General features: G+C 45.1%; 16 protein-coding genes. 4 read left to right on the top strand and 12 right to left on the bottom strand.

Annotation, left to right across the window (positions count from 1 at the left end; all coding sequences use genetic code 11):
* Positions 1-92: 92 nt before the first annotated feature.
* On the top strand, positions 93-1,073 hold the full coding sequence (locus FCL48_RS08095) for an SDR family oxidoreductase (RefSeq protein ID WP_136871760.1): 981 nt from the start codon (positions 93-95) through the stop codon (positions 1,071-1,073).
* Positions 1,057-1,617 (top strand): sugar transferase, encoded by a 561-nt coding sequence (locus FCL48_RS08100; RefSeq protein WP_136871761.1) that lies wholly within the window; start codon positions 1,057-1,059, stop codon positions 1,615-1,617. The genes FCL48_RS08095 and FCL48_RS08100 overlap by 17 nt, the downstream gene beginning before the upstream one ends.
* Before the next feature lie 152 nt (positions 1,618-1,769).
* Here the strand turns inward: FCL48_RS08100 and FCL48_RS08105 are convergent, their stop codons facing one another.
* Genes FCL48_RS08105 through FCL48_RS08115 form a run of 3 tightly spaced genes read right to left on the bottom strand, consistent with a single transcriptional unit; the run spans position 1,770 to position 3,850 of the window.
* Complete coding sequence (locus FCL48_RS08105; RefSeq protein ID WP_136871762.1) at positions 1,770-2,135, bottom strand: hypothetical protein; 366 nt, start codon at positions 2,133-2,135, stop codon at positions 1,770-1,772.
* Between the two features lie 39 nt (positions 2,136-2,174).
* The gene (locus FCL48_RS08110) at positions 2,175-2,924 is read right to left on the bottom strand and encodes a hypothetical protein (protein ID WP_136871763.1); all 750 of its coding nucleotides are present in this window, start codon (positions 2,922-2,924) and stop codon (positions 2,175-2,177) included.
* 11 nt (positions 2,925-2,935) lie between these two features.
* Complete coding sequence (locus FCL48_RS08115; RefSeq protein ID WP_136871764.1) at positions 2,936-3,850, bottom strand: hypothetical protein; 915 nt, start codon at positions 3,848-3,850, stop codon at positions 2,936-2,938.
* 453 nt (positions 3,851-4,303) lie between these two features.
* Between FCL48_RS08115 and FCL48_RS08120 the strand changes: the two genes are divergently transcribed.
* Complete coding sequence (locus FCL48_RS08120) at positions 4,304-6,850, top strand: hypothetical protein (protein ID WP_136871765.1); 2,547 nt, start codon at positions 4,304-4,306, stop codon at positions 6,848-6,850.
* Between the two features lie 41 nt (positions 6,851-6,891).
* Here FCL48_RS08120 and FCL48_RS08125 read toward each other — a convergent pair whose 3' ends face one another.
* On the bottom strand, positions 6,892-8,004 hold the full coding sequence (locus FCL48_RS08125) for a trypsin-like peptidase domain-containing protein (RefSeq protein ID WP_136871766.1): 1,113 nt from the start codon (positions 8,002-8,004) through the stop codon (positions 6,892-6,894).
* Between the two features lie 433 nt (positions 8,005-8,437).
* On the opposite strand from FCL48_RS08125, the gene pta reads away from it, so the two are divergent.
* Entirely contained in the window at positions 8,438-10,552 is a 2,115-nt protein-coding gene (gene pta, locus FCL48_RS08130) for a phosphate acetyltransferase (RefSeq protein WP_136871767.1), read from the top strand.
* Between the two features lie 92 nt (positions 10,553-10,644).
* On the opposite strand, the gene hypB is transcribed toward pta, so the two are convergent.
* The 8 genes from hypB to cybH form a co-directional block, all read right to left on the bottom strand.
* The gene (hypB, locus tag FCL48_RS08135; RefSeq protein WP_136871768.1) at positions 10,645-11,409 is read right to left on the bottom strand and encodes a hydrogenase nickel incorporation protein HypB; all 765 of its coding nucleotides are present in this window, start codon (positions 11,407-11,409) and stop codon (positions 10,645-10,647) included.
* Positions 11,410-11,497: 88 nt separating this feature from the next.
* Complete coding sequence (locus tag FCL48_RS08140) at positions 11,498-11,845, bottom strand: hydrogenase maturation nickel metallochaperone HypA (RefSeq protein ID WP_136871769.1); 348 nt, start codon at positions 11,843-11,845, stop codon at positions 11,498-11,500.
* Between the two features lie 24 nt (positions 11,846-11,869).
* Positions 11,870-12,364, bottom strand: coding sequence for a HyaD/HybD family hydrogenase maturation endopeptidase (locus FCL48_RS08145; RefSeq protein WP_136871770.1), 495 nt, complete (start codon positions 12,362-12,364; stop codon positions 11,870-11,872).
* A 20-nt stretch (positions 12,365-12,384) separates the two neighbouring features.
* Positions 12,385-13,398 (bottom strand): hydrogenase expression/formation protein HypE, encoded by a 1,014-nt coding sequence (hypE, locus tag FCL48_RS08150; RefSeq protein ID WP_136871771.1) that lies wholly within the window; start codon positions 13,396-13,398, stop codon positions 12,385-12,387.
* Between the two features lie 176 nt (positions 13,399-13,574).
* Entirely contained in the window at positions 13,575-14,663 is a 1,089-nt protein-coding gene (gene hypD / locus FCL48_RS08155) for a hydrogenase formation protein HypD (RefSeq protein ID WP_136871772.1), read from the bottom strand.
* A 142-nt stretch (positions 14,664-14,805) separates the two neighbouring features.
* Positions 14,806-15,069 (bottom strand): HypC/HybG/HupF family hydrogenase formation chaperone, encoded by a 264-nt coding sequence (locus FCL48_RS08160; RefSeq protein WP_136871773.1) that lies wholly within the window; start codon positions 15,067-15,069, stop codon positions 14,806-14,808.
* Positions 15,026-17,413: a carbamoyltransferase HypF gene (gene hypF, locus FCL48_RS08165; RefSeq protein ID WP_169309136.1), complete on the bottom strand. Its 2,388-nt coding sequence runs from the start codon at positions 17,411-17,413 to the stop codon at positions 15,026-15,028. Before hypF ends, FCL48_RS08160 begins: the two co-directional genes overlap by 44 nt.
* Positions 17,388-18,032, bottom strand: coding sequence for a Ni/Fe-hydrogenase, b-type cytochrome subunit (gene cybH / locus FCL48_RS08170; RefSeq protein WP_136871775.1), 645 nt, complete (start codon positions 18,030-18,032; stop codon positions 17,388-17,390). The genes hypF and cybH overlap by 26 nt, the downstream gene beginning before the upstream one ends.
* Between the last annotated feature and the right edge of the window lie 19 nt (positions 18,033-18,051).

Here is an 18,051-nt window from a genome sequence, read left to right on the forward strand (position 1 = left end):
TTATTTTTTCTCATTTATTAAATCAACCAAATTTGAATGGGATCTTGGTCGAATTTGGTACCGAACTTTAGAATAAAAAATAGGTTAACGTTGTGCGGCGAATTCTTGTTACAGGTGCAAATGGATTTGTTGGGAGATGGCTTACAAAAAAGCTTTTGCAGCGTAATTATTTTGTTCGTAATGCAGTGCGGCGGCAGGCCTTAGCTGATATTTCTAGTGATGAAGAGATAATAATTATTGATAATATTGATCACACTACCAAATGGGAAAGGGCGTTGGCGTGTGTTGATTGTGTTGTACATCTGGCAGCACGTGTACATGTTATGAATGAAAAAAGTGAAGATCAATTGTCAAATTATCATACTATTAATGTAAATGGTACTGTTAATCTAGCGAAACAGGCTGCCGAATGTGGAGTTCGGAGATTTGTCTATATAAGTTCAATAAAAGTTAATGGAGAAAACACCATTGCAGGCTTGAAATTTGTCCCAGACGATGACCCTTGTCCTGTAGGGGCCTACGCAGTTTCAAAGTATGAAACTGAGTTGGCACTTTTGGCTATTTCATCTAAGACTTCAATGGAAGTTGTAATTATTCGTCCGCCACTGGTATATGGACCAGGTGTAAAAGCAAATTTTAAAAATTTGATGAATTGGTTAGATAAGGGGATTCCTTTACCATTCGGTTCGATTTACAATAAACGTAGTTTTGTATATGTAGAAAATTTAGTAGATTTAATCATAGTCTGTATCGATCATCCTAAAGCCAAAAATGAGATATTTTTGGCTGGAGACGGAGCAAGTATTTCCACTACAGAGTTGTTGGTTATTCTTGGTCAGGCGCTAGAACGACCTGCAAGGCTTGTAAGGGTTCCACATGGATTATTAGAAATTGCTGCGGCCTTATTAGGTAAACGGTCTTTGGCACATCGAATATTAGGGTCATTGCAGGTTGATATATCCAAAACAGTTGATTTACTTGATTGGGCACCGGCATATACGCTTAATGAGGGGTTGTGGAAAACCGCAAAAGCTTATATCAGAGACAAGGCGGGTTATGAAGCGGGTTTTTGATTTTTCATTGGCATTTCTTGGTGTTATTGTATTAATTATACCTATGTGTATCATTGGAGCATTTGTGAAAATTACATCACGTGGGCCTATTCTTTACTGGTCTGCTCGCGTTGGACAGAATAACACTATTTTTCAGATGCCTAAATTTCGTACCATGTATCTTCAATCACCCGTGGTTGCAACACATCTTATTGAAAATCCTGACCGTTACGTTACTTCTATAGGTGGTTTTTTACGAAAATCAAGTTTGGATGAGTTGCCACAACTGTTTTGTATATTGAAAGGACAGATGAGTTTTGTCGGTCCACGACCAGCCCTTTATAATCAAGAAGATCTTATTGGGCTAAGAACGCAAGCAGGAGTTCATGTATTAGTGCCAGGGCTTACAGGGTGGGCACAAATAAATGGTAGAGATGATTTGGAGGTTTCTCAGAAGGTGAGCCTGGATAGTTATTACTTGATTAAGCAATCATTCAAGTTTGATATAAAAATTATAATTAAAACTATCTTTAAAATTGTGCAGTGTGAGGGAATCAAGCATTAATAATACCTTATTATCCTGTTGGTTCAAATCAACGGCAGGTTGTAATTTTAATTGTTTTTTATCATTTGTAATTTGAAATTAGCAAGCTACATCATAAGTTTTCTAATTGATGATTCCTATAACACTTTTGATGTAGCTTAATGTTGAAAACATCACTCACCACTCACTGAAACATGAATTAAACTCCCCCAGTTTGTGTAAGTATTAGCAGTTTTTGATACAACTGTTACGCTAGAATCAAGTGTTAGTGCTGTTAAAGCGGCAGCTACCATTCCATTGGCGTTGCCATTTGCATCATCCACGAAAAACCATTTCTGTCCGGCCTCTCCAGAAGCCCAGTCGCCGCAGTCGGTTCTAGTATTCTGTAATAGCATTATCTTTCCAGATGTTTTTGCACCTACTGAAATAACTTTAACATTTGTGCAATAGCCGTTTTGTGCAAGGCATATTTGAGAAGTTGCAAATATTACGACTAAAATGTAGCTAGTTAGCGTTAGAAGGTTTTTGAAATTTTTCATGTTTTTGTTCTCCTAGAAATAATTGTTAAAACATCAATTTTATGGATTTATAAATAATGGGTTGTTAACATTTTCAATGTGTGTTTCAGCCTCCAGGGTTTGGAGCTTAGCAATTTCTTGCAACGTCATCCCAGTCAAAGGCTCTACTGATTTTGGATTGTTGATGTTTTGATTAAATGAATCACTTTCCTTTTTTTTAAGTTCACCTATTTCTTGTAGTTTTATACCGGTTAAAGGCTCAACTGACCCAGGGTTGTTAATATATTCGTCATATATTTTGTTTTCTTCGTCTTTTAGAAGAGCTATATCATTTAAATGGGTACTGGTTAAGGGTTCTATAGCTTTAGGATCATTGATATACTGTTTATAGACAACATCTTCTTTTGCATGTAATTTTTGCAGATCTACATTTATTACGGGAGATTCATCTGTCATTCCAGTCGGACTGATATCTACCAGCTGATTATTTTTTTCTCCAAAAGTGCGAATGGTTAACGTATTACTAGCCTCGTCATGTATGGCGCTGTAATTTTGTCCACGAAGGCATTTCGCAATGAAAGTTTCTACGTCATTTTCAACAAAATTTCCAGAAATCTTCTTTTGGGCTAAATTATCATCAATCCTAAATGAAAGATGTGTTTGTTGTGAAACTTGCTTCAAGACCTGCTCAAATGGCATTTCTTCTAATCGTAGTGTAATGGTTGGGTCACATACGCCTTTGGGCTGGGCCGAATAACCATTTTGGGGCAAAAACAACATGAACAGAAGCAAGGTAATAAAAATTCGCATTAGTTAGAATCTCAGTTTAAAAGCAATAAGTTTATTCCAGATGGAAAAATTCTTTTTGCAATATAGCCAGTGCCGTGAGCGGCGTTATTAATTTTTGGATTATAAGTATTATTTTCTGGGTCAGTTTTGTAACGATTTTGGTATTCTTGAAAATCACTGTAACCATCCCTATCGTAGTCACCGGTTGCAGTGAAATGTTCGAGGACATCTGTTGCGTCAGATGCCACTCCACTGGGGCGGTAAGTGATCTCCCAATTATCATCAATCAAGTCGCGGTCTATATCTACAAACTGAGTGCTAACAGTTACCGTGCAACTATTAATTGTATTGACGGTGTGACTTGGATACGTGTCACCCTCTATACCTACAAAAAATGGTATGCGATTGGTAATATCTTCGGGATTGGCTGTATACCCAGCAGTTGTATTTGTTATCACTGATTTGATTACAGAAATAGGATAGACACCAGTGCTTCCTGTAGCTTGAAAGGTGAGCGTGAAAAGAGATTCATCTAATCCTGATCCATTATGAAATCGTACTGCCGCAAGCATGCTTCCTGTTGAATTGGGGCTTATAACTTGAGGGCTGTAATATTTCACAGAATCTACAGTAATATATCCTCCGCTTCCATCTTCTTCAGGTGTATCAATAAGCTGTGTATCAAAAGTTCCAAAGAAGGTGCTGGTAATATTGCTTAAGGCTAAGTTTGTTGTATCATAAGTAACTGTAAAAGCTGCTCCAGCAATCATTGACGCATCATCTACCTTGAGATGAACAGCGAAGGAGTCTCCAGCAACAACATTTATTGTGCTGAGGTCTGTTTCAGATACAATGGAAATGACTTTTTCTGCGGCGCTTGCTATTGTTGACTCCACACATAGAGCTAAAAGCACTGGAGTGAGTATCTTGTTTAGTTGTGCGAACATTCTCCCAAAAACCTCTATTAAAGTATCGCTGAATTATACACATAAAAAAGAGTGTATGACAAAAAAAAACAGAAAAAAATAGTTTTTATTTAAAATTAATGACCTCGTAATTACATACCAACATCCAACTAAGGAAGCAGGTGTGTGAAATAAAATGGAAATTATTCTCAATCGATATTCCATTCTTGCAACCTCTGAAAGAGGTGCTATCTGAAGGAAGTTCTACTTTGTATTTGCACATTATCAAGATTGGTTTGATGAGGAAAAAACAGCAAAGTTCTTTTTAGGCTATATGTACAGTACTTACAATGGCGTGATTACGGCGGATTTGTACTGGATTTATATGGAATTTTCTGAGTTTTAAGATTCTCGCTCACGTATCGTTAAGGTTGGTCCCAAAAAGCATAATCGTGAAAATGTTATAACCTTAGAACAAGGGGGAAATTTTTCATAATGAATAAGTGCATTCTTGCTGGAGCCTTTTCCTTTCTGGTTCTTATCAGTCCGACTTTGCTATTTGCAGGAGGTCAAGTGGTGGGGATGTATGGTGTTTCAACGGGCAACAGTAGTTTTGACGTTGGCGGGGGGCTTGGTCTTAAAAAGAGTGGTGTGAATGCTGTATTTGTACGTTCTGAAAGTAACGATATAGAATATTTTGCAACACAGCAATTCAAAGTATACCTCACCTTGAATGTATTCGGTGGACGCGAACCTTGGAAAGCATTTCCAGATTCTAATCCAGTTACTGCCGATGGAACTCAACTTTCTGGTAGTTATGGTGGAGTCTGTCCAACTCATCCTCAGTGGCGTGAAAATAGACTTCATCTGCTGAAACAGTGGCTGACCGATTTTGGTGGAGATAATGGAATCTCTGGCATCTGGCTTGATTATATCAGATATCCTGGTCGATGGGAGCATGAAGAGCCGTTCCTGGCCGATACTTGTTATTGTCCGAGATGTCTCTCCTTATTTCAGGAAGAGACCAGGGTGAAGATTCCCGAAGGTCTATCAGTTGAAAAAACCGCGGAGTGGATTCATCAAAACGCTGCTTTACAATGGATGGAGTGGAAGAAAACCCAAATAGTTTCTTTTGCAATGGAGGCGAGAAAACTGGTTGATCGTCACGCCAATGGACAGCAGCTACTTCTGGGGGCTTTTCTCGTGCCATGGAAAAAGTCAGAGCATGATGGCGCTATTTCTTTCCAATTAGCCCAGGATGCTGAACTTCTAGCCCCATATATAGATGTGCTTTCTCCGATGGTGTACCATAAAATGGTTGGCAAGCCTGTTTCCTGGATAGGTGAAATAACCCGTTATTATAGAGGATTGGTCGATGTTCCTATCTGGCCCATCATCCAGGCGGAAGACCTCCGCGAAATCGAATTTTCAAGAGCCATCAGTGAAGTAACACAAGCAAATGCAGACGGATTGCTTGTTTACTCCCATCGTTACATGACAGATGATCTCTGGCCGCCACTGGAAGAGGTACATTTTGAAGATAACCTGCTTTCTAATCCACATCTCTACATGGACGACCCCGAAAAGGCGCCTGAGCAGTCCTTGTCAGTAAAAGGGCATCCACAATTCTGGTTCACTCCTCCCGCGGAGGCAGTTCTTGACAGCAGATTTTATTTTGATACCGAGGCCGACCAGAAAAACAATTCTATTGGCCTTACTGCCGGGCTTGATCGAAAAGCAATGTGGAGTACGGAGATACAGCAGTGCGAACCTGGATCTGAGTATCAATTTTCAGCAGATTTTTTTCGCAATGACAGGGAGGACGGTTTAGCCTATCCAGAGATAACCGTATGGGGTCAGAAGTATCGCCTCAATACACACAGGGCTGAACAAAAATGGCAAAAGTTGAAAGTGCAAGTCTCATGTCCCGCAACCTATAGTAAAGAAGAGAGTTCTTTTATATTTCACAACAACTACCCGAGCACGTCTTTCTGGATGCGATCACCTTGGTTGGTAAAGGTAGCGCCGGGTGATGGTGGTCCTCACCAACTCCCTCCTAAAACCAGATTTTTTCCAATAGGCGCCTATGGAGCAAAACCTGACAATCTTGATGAATTCAAAAGCATTGGTCTTAATACTGCCGTAGTTCCAATGAATTACGATAATATTTCCAAATGTCTGGACCTTAGTATGCACTGTACTCTTTCTGTGCCACGGGATCCTGAGAAGTTACTTTTGATGCTGGATGACCTGGCTCTTCTTCATCAAGGCAAATTTTCATACTACGTCAACGATGAACCTGGGATTCATTCTTTTCCTGAGAGTAAGGCCGAAGACATTCAAAATATTTTAAAAGACCGCTTCCCAGCAGCGGTGACCAATATGGCAATTGTCCGTCCACAGGCTATACCATATTATGAGAAGGGAGCGGATTATTTCATGCTGGACCAGTATCCGGTACCGAATATGCCGATGACCTGGCTCTCTGATTCCATGGATGAGGCGGCAGAATATGTTGGGAGAAATCGCCTCCAATCCGTCATCCAGGCCTTTGGTGGCAGGCAATACGCCTCCAGTGGTTGGCCAAGACTGCCGACCTTTGCCGAAATGAACTGTCTCTCGTTTCTTTCAATTATTCACGGGAGCAGAGGGCTTTATTTTTATACGTTCCCAAGTATCATGGCAACAGCAGAGGGGCGTGAGGACTTTTCACTTCTCATACGCCGTCTCAATAGTTTACGATCGTGGCTACAGATAGTAAATGACCAAAAGCCCGTGGAAGTTCAAATGACTTCTGTATCTCAGGTCGATCCCAAAGGTCAGCCGGCAGTGCATTGCAGCACAAAAGAGCAATTCCATACCCAGTTGCTCATCTGTGTAAATACGATTAATACCTCTGTGGAAGCAGAAATTGGTGTGGCGGAAAATCGGCAACATTCCTGGCGTGAATATTATACAAGTGTGCCATATGCTGTTGCGGATAAAACGATACTTGCCCGCTTTAGTCCACTTGAGGTGAAGGTTCTCCTCGAAGAAAGGTAGCGGTTGTTTTAAACACCTGAAAAAACGGCGGCTTTGCCTCTTTACTGCAGAACACCAAGAGTTACAGCCTGAGTGACTTTGACGTTATCCCTGATGTACTCGAGGGTGACATCAGAATGAGGGCGAGACAGTGAGATCCGGTTTCTGAGATCAGCGGCCCCTGCAATTGGGGCCCCATTTATCGTTATGATAAGATCACCATCTTGTAAGCCAGCCCGTTCTGCGGGAGAGTCATCTTTTACCCCGACAACTCGTGCTGCTTGAGCACTGGTAAGTCCAATCAGTGTCAGCGTATCGTCCACCGTAGCATCCTTTAAAGAGACTCCAAGCCAGGCGCGCGTAACTTTTCCATAGGTAATAAGTTGCTCTGTCACGGTACGTACCATATTTATGGGAATGGCAAAGCCAATCCCTATGTAGCCCCCGGTCTGGGTGAGGAAGGCGGTGTTGACCCCTATGACCTCTCCTTCAATATTAATGAGCGGTCCTCCTGAATTGCCAGGGTTGATGGCAGCATCCGTCTGGATGAAGCTTTCATAATCGCTGATGCCAAGGGCATTGCGTCCTGTGGCACTGACAATTCCCGCAGTCACTGTCTGGATATACTGATACGGGGAGCCTATGGCGAGAACCCAGTGACCACTCTTGATAAGATCAGAATTACCAAGTGCAATGGAGGGAAGATTTTTCGCAGCAATTTTAATAAGGCCAATATCCGTTTTGCCATCGACGCCGATAACTGAGGCCGAAAACTCTCTTTTATCTGCGAGTGTGACCGTGATTTTGCTGGCGTCTTTGATCACATGGCTGTTCGTTATGATGTATCCATCAGGGCTGAAGATAAAACCGGAACCATACCCGTAGGTTGTATGGTCGGTAAAAAACGGGTTTTCTGCTTCATTGTCAGATTTTTTGCCAAAAAATTCTTCAAGTTCGGGACTGAGTTTTTGTTGGCCTGACTTGCCCGCAGCCGCCTTTTTTGTCACCTGAATATAAACTATTGCAGGTTTAGAGTGGTCGATAATCTCAGAGAAAACCTGCGCCGTGCGTATAAGATATTCTTTCGTCGGTTGCAGATCGGTTGCGGCAGAAGTTGTGGTGCTGTGTATTGCAACCGATAGAGCCAAAGTTATAAAGAACAGAATATTTTTCATTATGATGTTGTCTGAAATAGCAAAAAACAAAGGAATGGTTACCAGTTAAACCTGATTCATTACAACCATTGGCAACATATCGACTATAGAGAGGAAAATCAATCTGTCAAAAGAGCATTGGACGTGAATGAAACAAAATGATCGGCCGCTTTCTGTAAAATTATTTCCATTGCAAAAAAAATATCCGGCCAACTCTAAAGTAACTCCTTACAATGATTTGGATTACCAGTAGACCTTGATTTTACAGAAAAAAATGGCCGGAAAAGCGGTGTTAAAAGCTAGAAATAACATGGAGAGTTGGTTATAATCGCTTTTTTTTATACCTGCGTTGACAAGTAGAGCATCACATATTGTATACTTTTTACTGGAATGCAAGTCGTTCAGTGGGAGGATAATCCTTCCATCTATGTTGAAGTTATTTTAAGAGAAGGTCATGGCGAATAAATTGTATGTTGCGGGAACCGAGACCCGTACTGGTAAATCGGCTGTTATCCTGGGCTTAATGGAATTATTGACCAGAAATATTAAGAAGGTGGCGTTTTTCAGGCCTCTGGTTGATATGGATGACAAGCATTTGGTAATGGATAATACCATTAGTCTCATCAAGCACCAATTTCATCTGTGTTATGATTATGATGAAATGTATGCCTACACGGTAAATGAGGCAAATCACCTGATTTCTCTGGGAAGAACAGAAGAACTTCATGAAGGCATTCTTGCAAAATTCAATAGCCTTGCGGCCAAAGCTGATTTTGTCCTCTGTGAGGGAATTGAGCTTGAAGGATCGAGTGCTTCCTTTGATTTTGATATAAACGTTGATATCAGCAATAACCTGGGATGTCCGGTTATGCTGGTTGCCGGTGGCCGCAGGAAGTCCATCGATGAGTTGGTTCGGTCAATTAAGGTATACTATGAATCCCTTCAGGAACGGAGTTGTGACGTCGTTGGGACCATCGTCAATCGTGTTGATCCCCTGGTGGTTGAGACTGTTCAGCAAAAGCTGGCTGAGGAAAAAATCGGCCAGGGAGAACAGCTTTTTTATGTTATTCCCAATGACGAAAACCTGGGGAACCCTTCTGTTGGGGAAGTTGCACGACTGCTCAATGCAGAAATTCTCTACGGTGAAGAGAACCTGACCCGTCATGTTCGAGGATTTACCATTGCTGCCATGCAGCTGCGCAATCTGCTCGCCCGAATTGAGTATGGTGCTCTTGTTATTACCCCGGGCGATCGATCAGACGTCATACTTGCCTGTCTTGCCGCTGTGGAATCGGCGACCATGCCCAATATTTCCGGTATCATGCTTACCGGTGGCCTTGTCCCCGAAGAGCCGATTCAAAGGGTGATTGAGGGATTTCAGAACACTATTCCGATCATTGCAGTGAGTGAGAACACTTTTCAGGCAGCGATTCGGGTCGAAAACATTCATGCCGCCATTACCCCTGACAACACCAGAAAAATTATTCAGGCTCTGGCAGTGTTTGAACGTCATGTAGACATGGAAAAGCTCAGCGAAAAAATTGTTAAGACGAAGACCACCATCGTTACGCCAAAGATGTTTGAGTCCAAGCTGATCCAGCGGGCACAGAGTAATAAGCAGCATATCGTGCTTCCTGAAGGGGAAGATGACCGGGTGCTGAAAGCTGCTGAAATCCTTCTTCGCCGCGGGGTTGTTGATCTGACCCTCCTTGGCAGTGAAGATAGGATCAGTGAGAGGGTCAAAAGCCTTGGTCTGCACCTTGAAAGTGCAACGGTTATTGATCCGAAGTATGCCACAAATTTTGTTGATTATGTTGATACCTATTATGAACTTCGTAAGTCCAAGGGGGTAACGAAGGATGTCGCGACAGATATCATGGCTGATCTGAACTTCTTCGGTACCATGATGATCTACAAAGGCCATGCTGATGGAATGGTTTCCGGTGCTGTACATACGACCGCTGACACCATTCGCCCCGCCTTTCAATTCATTAAAACCAAGCCGGGATGTTCGATTGTTTCCTCCGTTTTCCTCATGTGTCTCAATGACCGGGTTCTTGCCTACGGTGATTGTGCAGTGAACCCCGACCCTACTGCAGAACAGCTGGCTGAGATTGCTATCAGCTCAGCACAGACAGCGGCACTCTTTGGCATTAATCCTCTTGTCGCCATGCTTTCATATTCTTCCGGAACATCCGGGAAAGGTCAGCAGGTTGAAAAGGTTCGAGCCGCAACGGAGATTGCCAAAGAAAGGGCAAAGACTTTTTACCCAGGCCTGGAGATTGAGGGTCCGATTCAATATGATGCTGCCGTAGATCCAGGTGTTGCCCGGACGAAAATGCCAAACAGCAAGGTTGCAGGTAGAGCGACCGTTTTTGTCTTCCCTGATCTCAACACCGGAAATAATACCTATAAGGCGGTTCAGAGGTCTGCAGGGGCTATAGCGGTTGGTCCAATCCTCCAGGGACTCAGAAAGCCTGTGAATGACCTGAGCCGAGGTTGTCTGGTTACAGATATCGTCAACACTGTTGCCATGACCGCAGTGCAGGCCCAGGCAGAAAAGAAGTAAACCTCACGGCAAGTTTTTCATACTTCAAAAAACAAAAGCCCGACGATTTTTTTTAAATCGCCGGGCTTTTGTCATTCATGCAGTCAATTGCGTTACAGGTTTTTCCTTGCCTTCATAGCAGCAACCAGTTCTCGCAGGTAATCGAGCCACTTTTCCATACCTTCACCTGTTGGGGATGCAAGCTCCATGGTTCGAAGATTTGGGTTGAGCCGCAGCGCATCACCCCTGGCCTCTTCAACAGGAAAATCAAAATAGGGGAGCAGGTCAGTTTTGGTGATTACAAAGGTTTGGGAACTGGTAAAGGCCTTTGGGTATTTTGATGGCTTATCTGGTCCTTCGGGGACAGAAACAAAAACCACCCGCTCGTGCTCGCCAAGGTCAAAGGTCGATGGGCAGACCAGGTTGCCGACGTTTTCAATAAAGAGCAGGTCAATCTTGTCTCCTCCGGGCTCTTTTTGCAGACGGTGAAAGCCCTTGTGGGTCATGGCCGCGTCGAGATGACAGGCACCGCCGGTGGTCAGTTGGACAACCGGCACACCTTTTGCCCGAATCCTGTCTGCATCTCGCTCAGTTTCTATATCGCCTTCAATCACACCAATATTAATTTCGCCCTTGAGTGCCTCAATGGTGTGTTCGAGCAGGGTTGTTTTGCCCGAACCGGGGCTGCTGATAAGGTTAAGGGCAACAGCTCCAATTTCGTCAAAATGTTCTCTGTTGGCTCTGGCCAGGGCATCGTTTGCCGCAAACAGGCTGGCGTGTACGTCTACGGTTTTGGTCTGGCTGTGGCCGTGGGAATGATCGTGGTTATGATCATGAGAATGGTCAGAAGGGCTTGGGCAGCCGCATGTATCACACATTGTAATTCCTCATTGGTATATATGTAAGAAGAGACAGGTTCCTGGTATTATTCGTTCAACCTTATCTTAAGACAATTTCTATTTTTTACTATTCCATTTCAACCTGGAGGAGCATCAGGTCTTCGCCTCCGCTTGGGATGAGAAGCAGATCTCCACATTTCGGGCATCCATCGGGTTTTGGTCCGGCAACCGTTTCGACGTGTCCGCAGTCAGAACATCTGTATTGTACCTCGGGAATCTTTACGATGAGTTTGCTGCCGCGTAACATCTCATCGTCTGCGGAGAGAATATCAAAGCCAAACTGAAATGAATCCAGGACAACGCCACATAAGGGGCCTATCTCCATGGTAACGGTTGTGATCCTGGTTGTATTGTTTTCGGCAGCGAGATCTCTCAGTTGTTGAAAGAGCCCTTCTACCAGTGATATTTCGTGCATTCTGAGGTCCTGTATTCTATCTGGCTAGTTCTTTTGTGTATATTCCACGCCAAGTTCAGTGAGACGGCCAAGTATCATTTCAGCAACCTCAACCTTACGGTGGCCGACGACATCTGACAGTTCAATTCCCTCTTCGAGCACTTTTGGGATCACCGTGTAGAACTCAATGTCACCGGGCGTTGCCCCCCGGAGCTTTGAAACCTCAAGTATCTCAAGCAGTCCAAGTTGATGGGGAGACATGCGCAGCTGGAAATTACCGGCTTTCACATCATCGAGTTCAAAGAAGTGGAAGGAACCGGGCTCACCTTCGATATCGACAACATCGATGACAAATATAAGATCGCAGTTTTCGAGAAATGGGCCCATGAATATTCCAGCGGTACCCACATCCTGAATGTCGACATTGTCTGGAAAATCGTAGTGCTCCTGGAGGTAATGAACAACATGTACTCCAAAACCCTCGTCGGCCAGGATGTAGTTACCGATGCCGGCGATGCCGATCTTTTTTTCTGCAGTCATAGTATCCCTTACGCTGTCTGTTAACATATTCGTGGCAGTGGCATTCCATGCAGGGGAGTAACAACCCTGGCGCCTCCAACCGGGGTCCTGATCACGACCCTGCCTGCTTTGCCTGCCACAAGTTTTCCTATGACGACCGCTTCTTTGCCTTCGGGTGTCCCATGCATTATACGCAGGGCTTCGTCGGCCTTGTTGCCGCTGACGATAACAAGACATTTACCTTCGTTGGCAAGATACAGGGGTTCCAGCCCCAGTAATTCGCAGGCAGCATTGACCTGAGGCCGAACAGGGAGTGCTTCATTGTCGATTTCGATAGAAAGGCCACTATTTTCTGCAATTTCGTTTAAGGTGGAGGCAACCCCTCCCCTTGTAGGATCACGGAGGGTATGGATGTCTCCTGGAAGCCCTTTCAGCAGAGCGGCTACCATTCTGTGCAGAGGCATGGTGTCACTTTTGAGATCCCCTTGGAGGGCAATACCAGCTCTTCGTGTCATGATGGTGATCCCATGGTCACCCATGGTACCTGAAAGAATAACAACGTCCCCTTCTTTGGCGTATTTTGAGGAAATATCAACCCCTTCTTCGACAAAGCCTATGCCCGAAGTGTTAATGAAGATTTTGTCACCTTTACCTTTGGGGACAACTTTGGTGTCTCCGGTAACAACGTAAACACCTGCCTCCCGGCAGGCCTCAGCTATTGATATAATGACTCTTTCAAGCTCGTCAAAGAGCAGCCCTTCTTCAAGGATCAGCCCAAGACTGAGGGCGTGGGGCCTGGCGCCCCGCATGGCAAGATCGTTGATGGTACCGTGGACGGCAAGCTTGCCGATGTCTCCACCGGGGAAAAATATAGGGTCAACCACATAACTGTCTGTGGTAAATGCAAGTCTTCCACCAGGGTTTTCGAGTATGGCACTGTCTTCGAGACTGTTGAGTATCGGGTTGTCGAGGTGCTTGATAAACACTTCACTGATCAGTTCCTGGCTTGCAAGACCTCCGCTGCCGTGATCAAGTAATATCATTTTTTCGGACATGTGCTGGAAAACCTCTGGTTTGGTAAGCTTTATTTATTGAGTACCTTAGAAATTCATTCGAAGTCTGCGCTTATCTCTTTTTTGTGAATGGATTTCGTGAAGGCACTTATTCCGGTTTGATTTCCGGTTTGCCGGGGTTGATTTTGTCTGTATTATTAATGGCTAGAGAGCGACTGTTAGATATCCCGTCCGTATTTATGATATGCTGCACAGGTACCTTCACTTGAGACCATGCACGGTCCGATGGGGGTCGCAGGGGTACAGCGTTTATCAAAGAGGGGGCATTCATTGGGGATTTTTTTACCTTTCAAGATCTCTCCACAGAGGCACCCCTTTGGTTCTTTAGAATCAGGCAGGGTAATGTCAAGGCGCACTTCAGCATCAAAATCCCTGTAGGTCTCCCGTATTTTCAGACCACTTTGGGGGATGGGACCAAGGCCGCGCCAGTCCATATCGGCTGGCTCAAAAATCTCATCCACCATTCTTGCGGCCCGGGCATTGGGCTCCCGGGAAACGGCCCTGGGGTAGACATTTTCCACCTTGATATCTCCACGACCCACCTGTCTTGCGAGGAGGACGAGTGCTTTTAAAAGATCCGCCGTCTCAAAGCCACCAACAACGCAGGCAAGGTTATACTTTCTGGCCATGGGCTCCCAGGCCTTTGCCCCTATGATTGTGGACACATGTCCTGGACAGAGCAACCCATCAATTTTTAGGCTCGGGTCATCAAGGAGTGCTGCCATGGGTGCAGGCATGGTTTTCTGGGTGGAGAACACACAGAAATTATCAACCTTCTGATTTTTGGCTGCAAGGATGGTGGCGGCTATCCCTGGGGTTGTTGTTTCAAAGCCTACCCCCAGAAATACGATCAGCTCCTGTGGATTATTCTTAGCGATCTCCAGTGCATCCATGGGCGAGTAGACAATATCCACCTTTGCCCCACGTGAGCTGGCTTCGGCCAGGGAGCCATTGCTGCCGGGCACTCTGAAAAGGTCACCGAAGATGGTCACATGGACCCCCGGTATATCCGCCATGGCAATAAAGGCGTCCATGTGTGATGCGGAAGTGACACAGACAGGACAACCTGGACCCGAAACGAGTTTCATCCCATCAGGGAGAATGGATCGCAGGCCGTTTCGAAATATCGCCATGGTGTGAGAGCCGCAAACTTCCATGACGGTGAGCGGTTTCGTCACAGCTTTTTTGAGCTCTTCCACCAGTGGCAGAGCCAGACTGCTGTCCCGGTATTCGTCCAGATGTTTCATTGGTTGCCTTAACTGTTAATACCTTATTGTAAAATAATGAACCTTAGTACAACAAAGGGGATTGGGGAGAATATTTGACATTTCATCTGAGTTGTTTAAATGGCGCAATACGTAACATTTGATTCCAGCCTTTTTCCCGCGATTAAGAGAGCAGCTCTTCTGGCATGTTTTCGGCAAGTTCCCGAAGAAGAGAAATGTTTTTCAGAGCCTCTTCCTCAACAAGAGAGTGGATTGCAAAGCCTGCATGAATAATGACATAATCTCCTACAGCCGGCCAGTAATCAACGATATCAAGTCGAACGTCACGGCTGATACCATCTGCATCAACTGTGGCGACCTGGTTGCTGGTAAAGTCATCGGGATCACCATGAATGGCGGTTACTCTCATTGGAATTGCAAGACACATGGCGCAGACCTCCTATTATTGCCTGACCTATGGAGATGGAGCCATCATTGATGGGCAGGGCATTTCCCGTATACACTTCTAGGTCGTTTTGTTTGAGTAATGAAAAAAAGCCTTCAAGCAGCAGACTGTTTTGCATACAGCCACCTGAAAGCACAACTTGTCGAATTCCTGTCTCTTTTGCAAGACGCAAGGCAAGTTGGCTCATGCTTTCTATGAGCATGAGATGAAAATGTAGTGCTATCGAAGAAACGTCACGATTTTTCTGCATTTCATCAACAATCATTTTAACAAATTTTGTCGAACTTATCTCCCATTTTCCGCCGCGATAGCAAAGAGAGTTGTCGCTCGCCCTGTGCAAGTTATGCCAGGCTGTGTCAAGCCAGTTGTTGGTTTTGGCAATTTTAGCGAGTGCTTCCAGCTCCATAGCTGCCTGGCCTTCATAGCTCATCGTGTCTCGGAGACCAAGAAGATTTGCAATAGCATCAAATAATCGTCCACAGCTTGAGCTGAGAGGGCAATTAAAAGAGTTCTCCAGCATGGATGAGATGATACTGAGCTTTTCTTGTTCCAGATGTTGCAGGTTTGCAGGGAGATTTCGAGCAAGGATGCCATCTATTCCGTAGCTGCTGTAGAGGGCGGAAAGACCCATTCTCCATGGCTCTGTGGAAGCAGCATCGCCGCCGGGCAGGGGGAGATGGCTGAGGTGGCCCAGCCGTTCAAAGTCCGTGAGGCTGGTTTTGAGTATCTCCCCCCCCCAGAGTGTTCCATCTGTACCAAGGCCAACCCCGTCAAGCACTATGGCAAGTACGGGTTCTGTCAGTCTGTGTTCAGCCATGACAGCGACCGCGTGGGCGTGGTGGTGCTGAACCGTATACAGAGGAAGATCTAGACTCTTGGCGTATTGGCTTGACAGGTAGTCGGGATGAAGGTCGCAGGCAACCGCCTCGGGTTTAATCTGATAGAGACTTTGAAGATGATGTATGGACTCCTGATAGAATTCGGCAGTTTCCAGATTATCGAGATCGCCAATGTGCTGACTGGGGAAGATGGTATTTTTCCGGGTCAGGCTAAAGGTGTTTTTGAGTCCTGCGCCGCAGCCAAGAATTTGCGGGAGTTCCATTTCTACAATCAGCTTTGCCGGGGCATAGCCCCTTGCCCGCCTTAAAATGACCTGGCTTTCACTAACTGTTTTGACCACGGAATCATCAACTCTGGTTAGGATCTCCCTGTTGTGCAGGAGAAAGAGGTCTGCAAGGGGGGCCAGACGGTGTATGGCGTCATCATTACTGATGCAGATTGGGCTGCCGCTCATATTGCCCGAGGTCATGACCAGCGCTGCTGGACAATTACTCTCGGCAAATAACAGATGATGGAGCGGAGTATAGGGAAGCATGACCCCCAGCTCCTCAATGCCTGGAGCAATGTTAACAGCGAGGCCGCCCTCAAGTTTACGCCGTAAAAGAACGATGGGATGTTCAAAGGAGCAGAGAAGTGCAGCTTCACTATTGTTGACATGGCAGAGCTTTTTGGCGGCATTGAGGTCTTTTACCATGATGGCAAGAGGCTTATCCGGTCTGCTTTTACGTTCCCTTAATTTTGCAACTGCTGTTGGTGAGCACCCATTAACACTGAGATAAAAACCGCCGAGGCCGCGTATGGCGACAACCTGATTGTCAGCCAGGGCCTGAATTGCGGTGGTGATTGGCCTGGTATCGCTGATCAGATTACCATTGCTGTCGTGGAGGCTGATCTGGGGGCCGCAGACAGGACAGGCATTGGGCTGAGCGTGGAATCTTCTGTCTGTCGGATCGTTGTACTCTTTTTCACAGACAGGACACATGGGAAAGACCTTCATGGAGGTCTTGGGTCTGTCATAGGGGATGCTTTCAATTATCGTATATCGTGGACCGCAATTTGTGCAGTTGATAAAAGGATAATGAAATCTTCGATTTGTAGGATCTAAAAGTTCAGAAAGACAATCGCTGCAAAGGTTTATATCTGGTGGAATAGCAGTATTTGCGATGTTTTGGTTCTTGCTGCTGAGAATAGTAAATTCTGATCCTGCAGGTGATTTACCATGCAGCTGACAGGGACTGGTTGTAATCGAATCGATTGTCGCAAGTGGCGGCGCATCTTGCGTTATAGCCTGGACAAAGGCGTCAATGCTGCTTGACTCACCCTGGGCTGCAATGAAAACGCCTGCACCTGTGTTGCTGACACTGCCGGCGATACTGAGACGAGTGGCTAAGTTGTAGATAAAAGGTCGAAATCCTACGCCCTGAACGGTGCCCTGGACGAGGATTTCGACACTGACCTGCTTATGATTTATGGGTAAATTTGACACCGGTAAATATAGAGGAGATGATTCCCTCTGGTGCTTTGGCATCATTCCATATGCATAGATACACATGGATGACAGCAAATATCATGAACCACCACATAAGTAAGTGATGCAAAAAGCGAGCGGACTGCTGGCTGCCAAAGATCGCCAGCCCCCAGCCTTCCCAAAAAGGTACTTCCGGGAAGAGCATGAAAAAGCCGCTGATGATCATGGTGACAGCTACAAAAAATGTAAACAGGTAGGTCAGACCGGCCAGGATGTTATGGCCGAGTCGCTCATCGTGTTTATCGCTGATGTAACTGTACTGGAGCAGGGTCATTTTCAGATTGTTGAGATTTCTGCCCGTGATGGGGAGGATATCCCAAACTCTTTCCTGGGCATTGCCAAAAAAGTAGAGGAAAAGTCTGATCAGAACCGCTCCGGAAAAAGTGTACGCTGCAATAAAATGTATGAAGCGCATGGTTGCCATGGGGAAGCTTGCACTTCCCTCGATCATGGTGTTTGTCCACGGATTGTTGATGTAAAAACCCGTCGTTACCAGAAAAACGATAGACAGAGCAAACATCCAGTGGAACAAGCGGAGCAATACGCTCCAGCACTGTTGTTTTTCAAATGTTGCCATTCTAGTTACCTCCTACGGT

Origin of the sequence: Desulforhopalus sp. IMCC35007 (genome assembly GCF_005116575.1) — a bacterium.
Classification (GTDB): Bacteria; Desulfobacterota; Desulfobulbia; order Desulfobulbales; family Desulfocapsaceae; genus Desulforhopalus_A.

Bases quoted from the DNA above. Each gene is read 5' to 3' on its own strand.
- FCL48_RS08100 (WP_136871761.1), top strand. From the start codon at position 1,057: ATGAAGCGGGTTTTTGATTTTTCATTGGCATTTCTTGGTGTTATTGTA.
- FCL48_RS08105 (WP_136871762.1), bottom strand. From the start codon at position 2,135: ATGAAAAATTTCAAAAACCTTCTAACGCTAACTAGCTACATTTTAGTC.
- FCL48_RS08110 (WP_136871763.1), bottom strand. From the start codon at position 2,924: ATGCGAATTTTTATTACCTTGCTTCTGTTCATGTTGTTTTTGCCCCAA.
- FCL48_RS08115 (WP_136871764.1), bottom strand. From the start codon at position 3,850: ATGTTCGCACAACTAAACAAGATACTCACTCCAGTGCTTTTAGCTCTA.
- FCL48_RS08120 (WP_136871765.1), top strand. From the start codon at position 4,304: ATGAATAAGTGCATTCTTGCTGGAGCCTTTTCCTTTCTGGTTCTTATC.
- FCL48_RS08125 (WP_136871766.1), bottom strand. From the start codon at position 8,004: ATGAAAAATATTCTGTTCTTTATAACTTTGGCTCTATCGGTTGCAATA.
- pta (WP_136871767.1), top strand. From the start codon at position 8,438: ATGGCGAATAAATTGTATGTTGCGGGAACCGAGACCCGTACTGGTAAA.
- hypB (WP_136871768.1), bottom strand. From the start codon at position 11,409: ATGTGTGATACATGCGGCTGCCCAAGCCCTTCTGACCATTCTCATGAT.
- FCL48_RS08140 (WP_136871769.1), bottom strand. From the start codon at position 11,845: ATGCACGAAATATCACTGGTAGAAGGGCTCTTTCAACAACTGAGAGAT.
- FCL48_RS08145 (WP_136871770.1), bottom strand. From the start codon at position 12,364: ATGACTGCAGAAAAAAAGATCGGCATCGCCGGCATCGGTAACTACATC.
- hypE (WP_136871771.1), bottom strand. From the start codon at position 13,398: ATGTCCGAAAAAATGATATTACTTGATCACGGCAGCGGAGGTCTTGCA.
- hypD (WP_136871772.1), bottom strand. From the start codon at position 14,663: ATGAAACATCTGGACGAATACCGGGACAGCAGTCTGGCTCTGCCACTG.
- FCL48_RS08160 (WP_136871773.1), bottom strand. From the start codon at position 15,069: ATGTGTCTTGCAATTCCAATGAGAGTAACCGCCATTCATGGTGATCCC.
- cybH (WP_136871775.1), bottom strand. From the start codon at position 18,032: ATGGCAACATTTGAAAAACAACAGTGCTGGAGCGTATTGCTCCGCTTG.